Consider the following 11,615-nt stretch of genomic DNA (forward strand, 5'->3'; position numbering starts at 1 on the left):
ATTCACGTGGGAAAGCGACTGAGCATGAACCGAATTCATACCCGCGGCTTGGGTGGTATTGAGGTTGCTGCGGCGCTCGCGGCACTCACCGCGCTGCTTGTGCTCGCCGGGTGCGGGGCAGGTGGTGGTGAGGGGCCGCCGATGCCGCACGGACCTGACCTCACAGCCGTTCCAGATGGTGTGCGGTGGGTGGACTACCGCGGGGTGAGCGTCCCGGTCGGCAGTGATGGCCCAGATGAGTTCACGGCGCAGGCCGCGACAGGGTTCGTTCAAAACCCGCAAGGGGCGGCGTTGGCGGCGATTGTGCACACCGTGCGGATGTCGTTGGCGCCGGATGAGCATTGGGCCAGTATCGCTGCACACGAAATCGCAGCAGGAGACGGCAAAGACGCCTGGGTGTCTTCACGGGTGCTGTTGTCGATCCAGACTCCCGCTGACCCCGCGACAGCGCCACGGCTGCGTGGCTACACGATCATCGACTACGGCTCCGAGCGTTCCCGAGTGGATATCTACACCTCGTTTCCCGACGGATCTGTCGCGGTGAATACTGCGACCGTTGTGTGGGTGGCCGGGGACTGGCGGCTGCAGCTGCCTGGCCCGGACGAGGACGATCCTGTCGTGCGGGAGGCAGGCAGCGTCGAGGCGTCTGTGAGGTTGGAGGCTCCGCTGTGACCGAGGAACCGAACACACCAGGCACGCCACCACAGCGGATCAGTGCCTGGACGGTGGCGTCGGTGCTGTTGCTGGCGGTGATCATGATCGCCGCATCGATTACGTTCGCGCTGCGCCGCACCGAAACCGAACCCACCATCGCCAGTTCTGCGCCTGTGACAGCTACAACTGCACCCCCACCGACGACGGGCCACGGGTTCGAGGTCCCTGAAGTGGATTTGTTCGGTCGCCGCGTGGATGTCCCGCGAAATCCGGCAGGACAGTTGCGTGATCAATCCGCCAGCCAGCGTCAGCCTGGTGACCCGCAGTGGTTGGTTGCTGCGCCTGCGGGCTTAGGTGAGCCGGGTGGGTGGCAACGGGTCTACGGCGCGGTGGTCCCGTTTTCGACCTCTGACGGCCCGACCAGCATTGTTGATGGCGTGGCCGGCGGATTCGCGCGCACGCCGCAAGGGGCGGCGTTGGCTGCGGCGATGAGTGTCAATCAGGTTGCCGCGCGCCCGGGTGATCGCGCTGTTGTCGCCGCCCGGATGCTGTTGACTCCCGCGGAGCGTGAAGCGTTCGATTTGCGTGCCGCATCGGGGATATTGCCTGCTCAGCAACCGGACTCGGTGACTCGAACACTTGTGGCGCCGGACGCTTTCCGGATCGACAGCTACGCCGAAGATTTGGTGGTGCTGCGGTTGGCTGCGCACGGGCAACGCCATTCTGATGGGCGACGATCGTGGCAGACCGTGACGGTGCCGATGGTCTGGCACAACGGGGATTGGCGCGTGCGTGGCAGCGGTAGCCAATTGCCGACCGAGGTCGTGGGTGATCTCACGGGGTGGACGGTATGGTCGTGACCACGTGGTGGCGGGCCGGGGTGTTCATTGTGGCGGCGCTGGTCGTCCTTGTGGGTGTTGGCCATCCGGCGACCGCACAGCCAGACCCCTCGACACCGCCGACTGCGCCATCGACTCCCGCGGATTCCGCGCCGTCCACGACCTACGGGTTCGACGAAACCTGCAATGAGGTCCACGACACGTTGTCATCGATCCCAGCGCTCGGGAGCTTCCTCGGTGATGCCTCCTCAGCGGTGTGCAAGGTCGGCAATGTCGCCACTCACCCGGACAAGGCTCTCGAGGCCACCACATCGAAGCTCTGGGCCTCCACTGTGGGGCAGATGACCGAGGTCTTTCTCCATGGTCTGGGCGAAGCGATCGCTCTGAGCATCATGTGGGCACAGATTCCCAACGACCGTATCCTCGACGATCCTGGAACTGGTGGGGACACGCTGTGGCAGCGTGTGGATTCCTATACTCGCCAGCTGCAGGTGTGGTTGCTGGCGTTCTCGATTGTGGTCTCCGCGATGCGGATCGGGATCGCTCGCCACAATATGGCTGCAGACCACGCCGAAGAGGCGTTTCGGATGATGGCTCGCGCGACTGCAACGACGTGGATCGCCGGGTTCGCGGTGTTGGCCGGGGCGAGGCTGACCGATGCGTTTTCACTGTGGGTCATCAACGACTCCACCAACGGAAACGCTCGCGGTGCGGCGGAGCTACTGGTTCGTACTGATCGTTTCGGCGTCTACGGACCAGGGTTGGTGTTCATCGTCACGATCGTCGGGATCTGCGGGGCGGTGGCGATGACTGTGTTGACCATTATTCGCCAAGCCTTGCTCGTGGTCGCGGCAGCGATCTATCCGTTGACCGCGGCGGCGTCCGGAATGAGTGGCGGGCGGCAGTCTTTTCACCGGATCAGCGCCTGGATCATCGCGTTTTTGCTGTTCAAACCTGTTGCTGCGCTGGTGTATATGATCGCGTTCGTCACTGCGGACACAATCAACACCACGGTTGATTCGCAGCGAGGGATGGACTCGGCGCATCGCGCGTTGGTGGGCATCGTCCTGCTGTGCAGTGTGGCGTTCATTCTCCCGGCGCTGGTGCGGTTGGTGGCGCCCGCGCTGGCTGCTGTCGGCTCCGGCGGTAGTGGCGCGGCTGCGACGGGAGCGGCGGTCGGGGTGGGTATCGCGGCGTTGACTGGCGGCAAATCGCTTCTGGGGCGGGGTGCGGTGGCCGGTGGCGCGGGATCAGCTGGCTTCGTCTCTGGCGGTGCGGGCCCGCCGACCGGACATGCCGGACTTGCTCGACTCGGACCGGGGACAGGTCCCGGCGGTGGGGGAGGCTCCGGTGGCGGCGGGTCACCGAAGCCGCTGCCAGGGCCACGCGGCGCTTCGGCAGCGTCGAAACCGGCAGTGACGCAGTCTGCGCCGTCGAGTTCGGGCTCGGGCTCGGGCTCGGGCTCGGGGACAGGTTCGGGTGAGCGGGCCGCCCGGTCGGCGGGTGCCTCGGCGGCGACGGGCGCGGGCCGCGCGGCTGACCGCATCGGCTCCGACACCGCTGGTGGCGGTGAGGGCACGGAGTCCACAGGCACAGCGCCGTTTCGCGGGCCGGATCTGGGACGTCATGACATTCCCCGCTGAGACACAGCCGCCGAGATGTGCTGTCAGAAAGGAGCTTTCGTGAGCAATGAGCATATCGAGCGCACCTACAGCGCTGGGTCACGGCCACGTACAGAGGGCTTGTTCGGGTTGTCGTGGGTGGCGATGATCACCGCGGGTGGGGTGATCATGGCGGTCGTGCTCACGCAGGCGGTCGCGGGGCTGCGCGTCGCGGCAGTGGTCGCGGGGGTTGGTGTAGCGGTGACCGCGCCGTTGGTGATCCAGATCGGGGGACGCACCGGCTATAGCCGCGCGGCGTTGTTGTGGCAATGGTGGCGCGGCGGCCGGCGCGGTGAACACACCTATCGGTCGGGATCGTTCTCGGCGATGCCGGGCGGTACGACGCTGTTGCCGGGTCTACTCGCGCCGACGCGGATGTATCAGGGGCAGGCGGTGGACGGACATCGCTTCGGAATGATCCATCTGCCGAAGTTCGACGAGTACACCGTGGTGTTGCGGGCGTGGCCGCAGGGTGGGGAGGCGGTCGATCAGGATCTGGTGGATCAATGGGTTGCGGCGTGGGGATCGTTTCTGGCGTCGCTGGGGTCGGCTCCCGATGTGAAAGCGATTGTGCCGGTGATCGACACGGTGCCCGAGACAGGCAACCGGTTGATGAGCGAAGTGTCAGCGATGACCCATCAGCAGGCACCCCAGTTGGCGTCGCAGGTGATGTGGGAGCTGGCGACGCAATTGGCCACCGCGCGAGTGCAATTGGAACCGCGGATCGCGATCACATTCGAGGCCACCACGCCCGAGCGGCGCAAAGTCCCCGCAGAACAGGCCCTCGAGATCGGGCGGCGCCTGCCCGGCATTCTCGCCGCGTTGGCCGAGGCCGGAGTTCGGGCGGAGCCGATGAGCGCTGAACAGGTGATTGGGTTCGTGCGCCGCGCCTATGACCCGTCTTCTCAAGCCGATCTAGAAGCCGCAGCGGTCGAGCGGAATGGGCATGGGGTGAGTTGGCAGATGGCTGGCCCGCAAGACGAGCAGCAACGCTATGACCGGTTGTTACACGCCGGGGCGGTGAGTATCACCTGGGAGATGACCGAGGCGCCCCGTGGTGTGGTCACCGAACGGGTACTGCAGCGACTGTTGGAGCCGAATCCGGATCTGCCGCGCAAACGGGTCGCTGTTGTCTACCGGCCGCATTCGGCGGCGGAGGCGACGCGTCTGGTCGACGACGACTTCCGCAACGCCCGGGTGGCCGAACAAAACACCCGCGGCGGACTGGTTTCGGCCACGGCCAGCATCCGTGTTGCCGGAGCCGAGCAAGCCCGCCAGGAGCAGGCGCGTGGCCATGGCTTGACCCGCTACGGGATCTTGATCACCCTGACCGCGCCCCGGGGAGAAGACCTGCCCCGCATCGATGCCCTCGTCCAGGACTTGTCCACCCAAGCGCGATTGACCATTCGCCGCTGCAACACCTACCAATCGGCGGCGTTCGCGGGATCGTTGGGGGTGGGAGTGATCCTGCCCGAACACGCCACCGTCCCGGAGATGTTCGAGGGATAGCTATGGCAGAACGTGATACTCGCGACCCGGACCGCCCTCGCGTCCCCACCACGAGTCGACCTGCGCGCGGTACGGGTGGTCCAGAGGTGTTGGACGACGAGCGGCGCACGAGGCTGCTGCAGCGGCGACGGAAAGGGGGCGTGCGCGCAGTCTGGGCCGGGGTGCTGTTGTCACGTGATGATCACCGTCGACGCAACCGCGGCGTCCATGAACAGGCTGCGCTGGCCGATCAGTTCGATCGCCCCGTGCTGCGGTTGACCGACAACGGGTATGCCGGGCCGACTGGTGGACGAGTGTCGGCGGTCGGGCGGCCGGCGGAATGGCGAGGCACCACCGCGCAAGTCGTCGGCCTGTGGCCGTGGTCGGTTGGGGCGGGGGCGCCGCTGGTCGGCACACCGCTGGGCCCGCACCTACGCACCGGCGCCCCAGTGTGCTTCGATCCGATGAACTGGTTTCTGCGCGGCGGGTTCATCACCGCGCCGAGCCTGTTCGTGCTGGGCCTCAATGGTTTCGGCAAGTCCTCACTGGTGCGGCGTATCGTGCTCGGTGGCATCGCCCAAGGCATCACTCCACTGATCTTGGCTGATGTGAAACCGGACTACCGCGCGCTGGTGGAGTTGGTTGGTGGGCAGGTCATCGACCTTGGCTACGGCTATGGGCAGCTCAACCCACTTGATTCCGGCGTCATGGGCACAGTCCTGGCACAGCTCCAGGGCGCGGGAATGTTCGAGCTCGCGCGGACCTTGGCCCAAGAACTGCGGGCGAGACAGATTTCGCTGATTTGCGCGTTGGTGGAATTGGTGCGAGGGCAGCGGGTCGCCGACTTCGAAGAGACCATCATCGCTACCGCCTTGGAGTATCTGTATCGGCCAACAACTGAGGGCGGGCGTGGATTCACCCATCACACTCAACCCGTCCTCGACGACCTGCTCGACGTGATCGTTGCCGGCGGGCCTGACCTTCACCTCGACGCTGCCGCCGAGTCCGCCGCGACCTATCAGACTGCGGTCGTGCCGTTGCGGCAGTCGTTGCGGGCGTTGACACGCGGCCCCTTTGGGCAGGTGTTCGCCGGCCCTACCACGGTGGGAATCGATCTGGCCTCGACCGCGGTGTGCATCGATGTCTCCCACATCCCCACAGGTGACCGAAAGCTCAAAGCCGCGGTCATGCTGGCGTGTTGGGGTGCGGGATTCAGTGCGGTCGAGGCGTTGAACATGCTCGCCGATGCCGGGCTGGGACCGCAACGCTACTTCCAGGTCGTGATGGACGAGTTGTGGCAGGTACTGAGTTTGGGAGAGTTCATGGTCGAACGGGTCGATGAACTCACCCGCTTGCAACGCACGATCGCCACAGCGCTGATCATGATCAGCCATACCATCAAAGATCTTCAAGCGTTGGGTAGCGACGCGGCAATTTCACGGGCACTGGGATTTCTCGAACGCGCGCGAGCGAAGATTTTTGGTGCTCTGCCAGGAGAGGAAGTGTCTCGACTTTCGGCGTTCATCCCGTTCACTGCCACCGAACGTGGCATGGTCACCAACTGGTCTGCGCCGCAAGCGTTGACCGGCGAAGCCATCCGACCTGGCACTCCTCGGCCGACCCCACCCGGAACAGGCAAATTCTTGCTCAAAGTCGGCGAGGGCCGACAGCCCGGGATCCCGTTTCTGGTCGAACTCACCGAGACCGAACGCTCCACCGGCATCCACGACACCAACACCCGTTTCGCCGACTTCGACACCGCAGGTGAGACGCCATGACCGACCGACATACAGCAGCATTTCGTGCCTCTCCCGCCTTGTGTGCGCACCGCACGTTGCCGAGGAAAGTCAGGGAACAGTACCGATTCCGGCGCCGACGGGTGTCCACCGCTCCTATCGCCCGAGCGGCACGCAGCAACGCACAGCGACACCACACATCACACCGAAATGGAGTAGTAGATGCGATACACCGTGAACCGTCCACGTCGTCATCACCACGTAGATACCGCGATCGAGAGATCTGATCGGGCATTGACCGGTCGCAGCGGTGACCTCGGTCGTCACCTCACCTCGACTGAGGGTATGCGCACCACATCGGCCGGGACGCGATTGGGGCAGTTGCACCGCACACCGGAGGCGAGTCGATGAACGCCGAGCCCGACTTTGTCGTGTTGTACCCCGACGGCGCGCTCGTCTACGGCTCCCGCGAGCATGGACAGGGCCGTCGGGGGCGAACACGATCGTTCGCGCATCGGCAGCCAGGGGCGGTTCGGGGCGAAACACTATGCCGACACACGGGCCGATGAACCCGAGGAAGTCGGTCGCAACCTCCACCAGACCGACGCAGGGCGAGAAGTGCTCCTACGCAATAGCAACCACGCCCGGAAGCCGGTATATAACAACACCGCTCCCCGACAGTGACGCCACCGCCAGCAAATCGCTGGGACCATCGGCCACAAGGCGCGACCCCAACGACACCCACTTCATGCTCACAAAGGCGAACGACCGAGGAGACCACACCAGCGCGCATCCCGTAGGACGGGCCATGGTTGTGGATTGTCGTGACAGCGGGCGAGCACGAAGAAGCGCGAACCAAAAAATGATTGAGGTTCAGGCCTACCCCCAAGGGTGGGCCGTCGTTGGGCTGCTGAGATCCACACGCGGTGGGAGGTGGGAACTTCGTTGCCCGCAGACCGTCTTCTCGCACCACTCGCTAGCCGATACCAGTGAGCTCGCACCATGAACGTTCGTAGCGGGCCATGAAGTCATCCGGTGGCATGGCGATGGCTGTCGTGGTGTGCGTGTCGGTGATGTTGGTGGCGATAGTGGTGGTGATCAACGAGTCCGACGAGAACGATTCCCGGTGTATACCCGCTGGTTCCGGCGGAGTCGGTTCGCTACCGGCGGGATCGACGGTCGCGCCGATGAAAGCAGGGACCTACCGGATCAGTTCGCGATTCGGCCCTCGTGGCGAAGAATTCCACAAGGGCCTCGACTTCGCCGCCGCAGCGGGCACACCGATCTACGCCGCTGCTGATGGTGTGGTCTCCGCGGCGGGTCCGGCCAGCGGATTCGGCAACTGGATTGTGATCGACCACAACCTCGACGGCAGCATCGTCTCGACTGTCTACGGGCACATGTTCGACTCCGACATGCTGGTGGACACTGGTGATCAGGTCCACGCTGGCCAGGAGATTACGCGTGTCGGCTACAACGGCCAAGTCCTTCCGCCTGGCCCGGCCGGGGCTCATCTGCACTTCGAAACCTGGGCAGGTGGTCGTCTGTCCGGCGGCCACGCCACAGACCCCGCGGTGTGGCTGGCTGATGCCGCAGACCCTGTCGCCTCCGGCCCCGGAGACTCTGAACCAAACGCGTCCTCGCAGGGCACAGAAGAACTCGCCGCAGCAGCGTCGGCGCCGGGCGCACCGCTGCCGCCGCTGCCGGCGAGCGTGGGATCGGAAGAGCACCTGCAACTCGACGCGATCCGCGCCGCGCGCGCGATAGCCGCAGCGTTTCCTGAAGTCCGCACGATCGGCGGGTGGCGCCCGTCGGACCCGTTTCCCGATCATCCGTCGGGCCGAGCGATCGATGTCATGATCCCGCAGTACACCACTGGTGAAGGAAAAGCACTGGGCGACAGCATTGTTGACTTCGTGATGTCGCAGGCCCAGGAATTTCGCCTCGACTATCTCATCTGGCGGGGTGAATCGACGACCGCGCAGGGACAGCGGACTGTGATGAGCGACCGTGGCGGGGACACCGCCAATCACTACGACCATGTACACGTCACGGTGCGCGGTGGAGGCTATCCCAACGGCTCCGCGATCATTGGCCCCACGGGTCGCATCCCCAACCACGCCGGTGACTGTGCGCCGGTAGACGTAGGCCAGGACGGCGATCTCGCATCTGGGTCGGTGCCACCGGAATTCGAGCAGTGGTATCGACGTGCCGGCGCCTTGTGCCCGCAGATCAGCGCAGCATTGCTGGCAGCTCAGGGGGCGGCGGAAAGCGGTTTCGACCAGCATGCGGTCTCTGGTAGCGGCGCGCAGGGTCCAGCACAGTTCATGCCGGGCACCTGGAGCTCCTACGGCGCTGACGACGACGCAAACGGTCGGGTGTCGGCCTTCGACATCGCAGACGCACTCATGGGTCAAGGCCGCTATATGTGCGCCATCGCTCAGAAGATCGATGACTGGATCGATGAGGGAAGAGTGCACGCACCCAACGGGAAACTCGAGTTGTACCTGGCTGCCTACAACGCTGGCGAAGCGGCGGTGCTGGCCTCGGGCGGATTCCCAACTGGAGCAGCCGATTACGTGGTGCAAACCCGACCGTATGTCGACACAATCCTCGCCTCGCTCAACGAATTCAGCGACCTCTCGACCCAATAGCCGAAACGGAGCGTTCTATCATGACGACACAAGCAACGACCAGGCCACCGCTACCGCGTATGCTAGCGGGGCCACCGGATCCGACGCTCACCCTCCCCCAGGCACGCGCGGCAGTGAATTTGCTGCGCTGGCGTGACAGTCTGTCACTGCTACTACGCCGCCACGACCAACTGGGAGCCGATCAACAGCTCAAGAACAACGTGCGCGAGGCCAGGACGACGCAGCTGATGGACAGCATCAAGGTCCTCGTGGCCCAAGAGGTCTCGGGCACAGAGCGTTTGCAGTTACCAGGCCGGCAACCGGAGTTCATCGTCGAGATCGCCCACCACTATCTCGAAGCGTTGATTCTCGCTGCCCACCGCTGCAGCAGCCGCGGAACCTCAGTCGAAGACCTGCTGCTCTACTGGCTCGAGGAGCAGGAACATGACACCGCGATCGCGGCGTTGGATGGCCAGTCGCACGCGCGAATATTGCGTGATCTCGAGGCCAGACCCCGCTGGATCCGCCACGCTGTGGCCTCCTTGGCGGCTGCATGGCTCGCCGGGAACCATCCCGGTGCAGGTGTAGGCGTATGACTCGCATACCGATGGTCGTGGGAGGAGCGTTCGTCGTGGGAGGTGCATTGCTCGTGGTCTCGGGATGGATCGCCTCCCTGCCCGGCAACGGAATCGATCCCCCCTCCGCCGCGCCTGGGCCCGTCACTTCAGCCGCCTATGGGCCGCAACCGCACAACGCAACCGCATCACAAGCCGCTGAACACGCATTGGTCGCGATGTTCACCTGGCGGCCGGCCAGTGATGTCAGTGCCGGGATGGCACTGTCGCGGGCGAAGCCGTGGCTGGCCGCGCCGCTAGTCGAGGCCGCAGACAGCGCACCCGCGGGGGGAGCGCGGGAAGTGCCCGAGTGGGCGCTGTGGCGGCGCGCGGCAGACGTCGTCGCCGCCCACGCCCGCGCACAACAAACCAGTGACTGTGATCAGCAACGCTGCACGGTCGATGCCACTGTCACCCAAACCGTCCTCCACATCGACGGAACCTCCACCCCATACCGGGTGATGCAGGTCCGCGCATGGACCCGACACACCAGCGAGGGGTGGCGCATGGCCGGCTACCGCCTCATCCGGTGACCACCAGCCCGAAACCGGGGCCAAATGACAAAGAGAGAACGAATACCGATGATCGGCAACAATCCTCACCCAACCCGCACAACGGTCGGTACGCGCCGTCCTGGTGAGACCGCCGTGGAACCGGATCTGGATCTTCCTACCCTCGGACCGTATCTGCGACGCATCCGGGAATCCATCCACCCCGCGGACACCAGAAAGCATCTATCGCGCGAGAAGGCCGCCAGCCGGGTCGGGCTCAGCGCGGCGTATCTACGGCAGATCGAGGACGGGAACCGTGTTCCCACCCTGCAAGCACTGCAACTGTTGGCATCGGGCTACTGCCTGTCAGCTGCGCAGGTCAAACACATTCGTGAACTACGTGAGCCCGCGATTCCCTTGATCGGGCTGGATACCCTTCGCGCTCAGGTAGGGCAGACACCGCAAATCCTGGAACGTCTCGATCATCTCGACGGAGTGGGAATCCTGGCTGGCTACTTCTCACCCTTGTGGGACGTTCTGGCGATCAACAATCGTCTCGAACAAGCATTGCCCGGGTTACGGGACGCGGCCAATCTCGTGGTGTGGCACTTCCTTCCCCCCGCACGGCAGGTGCTAGCCAACTGGGACCTTGAAGCCACCCAGATCGTGCTGCGGCTCAAAACAATCCTCGGCCGCCACCGCACCTCCACCGCCTCCCGGAAAGTGTTGACACGACTTCAGTGTTTCGAGGAGTTTCGTACACGCTGGACCGACAGCATGGACGTCACCTACCGCCGCGACCCCTGGCGGCCGCTTCGCCTGCACACCATCACAAACCACACCGTGGAAGTCAGTATCGAAACCAGCACGGTCAGCGACACCCACGGATATCGTCGCCTGCTGCTAGGAATTCGACGGCCACTCGACCCTCGGCCGCAGCCTGAACAGTGAGCAACCCACCACTCTTATCAGCGACCCGCCACAACCGAGAGGCAACCCTGCTGCGGAGCGTGACATGGCCCGCGCCCACCATTGAGGCCACACCCTGGCGCGGAGACCTCGAACATGAGGTCCGTCGCTACTTGGAGCCGCAGCCTACGCCGCAGGATATGACCTTATCGGCGATAAGCATGGGCGAAGTCGGGTCAAGTCCAAATGTGTGGTGTAAAGAGAACGGTCGCCGCGTGATCCTTGTTGGTCAGGCGGTGAGCGCTTCGGGGTTTTCCTCCTGTTCGATGGTCGGGTCGGTGAGCCCGCGTGAGCGGGTCAGGACATCGAGGCCGAGGTAGCGGCGTCCTTCGATCCATTCGTCGTGTTGTTCGGCCAGGACCGCGCCGAGGAGACGGATGATGGCCTGGCGGTCGGGGAAGATGCCGACGACGTCGGTGCGGCGCCGGATTTCCTTGTTCAACCGTTCCTGGGGGTTGTTGGACCAGATCTGGCGCCAGATCTGTTTCGGGAAAGCGGTGAACGCGAGCAGGTCGGCACGGGCGCTGTCG

General features: G+C 64.7%; 10 protein-coding genes. 9 read left to right on the forward strand and 1 reads right to left on the reverse strand.

The genetic code is table 11. The features are described 5' to 3' along the window. The first annotated feature begins 24 nt into the window (after positions 1 to 24). From K940_RS29095 to K940_RS0118435, 9 genes are all read left to right on the forward strand, one after another. Complete coding sequence (locus K940_RS29095; protein WP_231390426.1) at positions 25 to 672, forward strand: hypothetical protein; 648 nt, start codon at positions 25 to 27, stop codon at positions 670 to 672. After that, positions 669 to 1,514 carry a hypothetical protein gene (locus K940_RS0118385; protein WP_051407336.1) on the forward strand — a complete coding sequence of 282 codons (846 nt, stop codon included), beginning with the start codon at positions 669 to 671 and terminating at the stop codon, positions 1,512 to 1,514. The genes K940_RS29095 and K940_RS0118385 overlap by 4 nt, the downstream gene beginning before the upstream one ends. Next, the gene (locus tag K940_RS30955; RefSeq protein WP_196812264.1) at positions 1,505 to 3,136 is read left to right on the forward strand and encodes a hypothetical protein; all 1,632 of its coding nucleotides are present in this window, start codon (positions 1,505 to 1,507) and stop codon (positions 3,134 to 3,136) included. Before K940_RS0118385 ends, K940_RS30955 begins: the two co-directional genes overlap by 10 nt. A gap of 39 nt (positions 3,137 to 3,175) precedes the next feature. Continuing rightward, a complete protein-coding gene (locus tag K940_RS0118395; RefSeq protein ID WP_028478731.1) occupies positions 3,176 to 4,663 on the forward strand; it encodes an SCO6880 family protein in 1,488 nt (495 codons plus the stop codon). A gap of 2 nt (positions 4,664 to 4,665) precedes the next feature. Further along, entirely contained in the window at positions 4,666 to 6,420 is a 1,755-nt protein-coding gene (locus K940_RS0118400) for a hypothetical protein (RefSeq protein WP_231390427.1), read from the forward strand. Positions 6,421 to 7,400: 980 nt separating this feature from the next. Further along, positions 7,401 to 9,032, forward strand: coding sequence for a M23 family metallopeptidase (locus K940_RS0118420; RefSeq protein ID WP_028478734.1), 1,632 nt, complete (start codon positions 7,401 to 7,403; stop codon positions 9,030 to 9,032). 20 nt (positions 9,033 to 9,052) lie between these two features. Continuing rightward, positions 9,053 to 9,607: a hypothetical protein gene (locus K940_RS0118425; protein WP_155980954.1), complete on the forward strand. Its 555-nt coding sequence runs from the start codon at positions 9,053 to 9,055 to the stop codon at positions 9,605 to 9,607. Beyond that, positions 9,604 to 10,158, forward strand: a complete 555-nt coding sequence (locus K940_RS0118430; RefSeq protein ID WP_028478736.1) for a hypothetical protein — start codon at positions 9,604 to 9,606, stop codon at positions 10,156 to 10,158. Before K940_RS0118425 ends, K940_RS0118430 begins: the two co-directional genes overlap by 4 nt. 48 nt (positions 10,159 to 10,206) lie before the next feature. Further along, positions 10,207 to 11,067 carry a helix-turn-helix domain-containing protein gene (locus K940_RS0118435; RefSeq protein ID WP_028478737.1) on the forward strand — a complete coding sequence of 287 codons (861 nt, stop codon included), beginning with the start codon at positions 10,207 to 10,209 and terminating at the stop codon, positions 11,065 to 11,067. Positions 11,068 to 11,314: 247 nt separating this feature from the next. Here the strand turns inward: K940_RS0118435 and K940_RS0118440 are convergent. Next, positions 11,315 to 11,615, reverse strand: a 301-nt coding sequence (locus K940_RS0118440) for an IS256 family transposase (protein ID WP_028478738.1), incomplete at its 5' end; no start/stop codon positions are given.

Origin of the sequence: Nocardia sp. CNY236 (assembly GCF_000482385.1) — a bacterium.
GTDB lineage: Bacteria > Actinomycetota > Actinomycetes > Mycobacteriales > Mycobacteriaceae > Nocardia.

Bases quoted from the DNA above. Each gene is read 5' to 3' on its own strand.
- K940_RS0118425 (WP_155980954.1), top strand. From the start codon at position 9,053: ATGACGACACAAGCAACGACCAGGCCACCGCTACCGCGTATGCTAGCG.
- K940_RS29095 (WP_231390426.1), top strand. From the start codon at position 25: ATGAACCGAATTCATACCCGCGGCTTGGGTGGTATTGAGGTTGCTGCG.
- K940_RS0118435 (WP_028478737.1), top strand. From the start codon at position 10,207: ATGATCGGCAACAATCCTCACCCAACCCGCACAACGGTCGGTACGCGC.
- K940_RS30955 (WP_196812264.1), top strand. From the start codon at position 1,505: ATGGTCGTGACCACGTGGTGGCGGGCCGGGGTGTTCATTGTGGCGGCG.
- K940_RS0118430 (WP_028478736.1), top strand. From the start codon at position 9,604: ATGACTCGCATACCGATGGTCGTGGGAGGAGCGTTCGTCGTGGGAGGT.
- K940_RS0118420 (WP_028478734.1), top strand. From the start codon at position 7,401: ATGAAGTCATCCGGTGGCATGGCGATGGCTGTCGTGGTGTGCGTGTCG.
- K940_RS0118400 (WP_231390427.1), top strand. From the start codon at position 4,666: ATGGCAGAACGTGATACTCGCGACCCGGACCGCCCTCGCGTCCCCACC.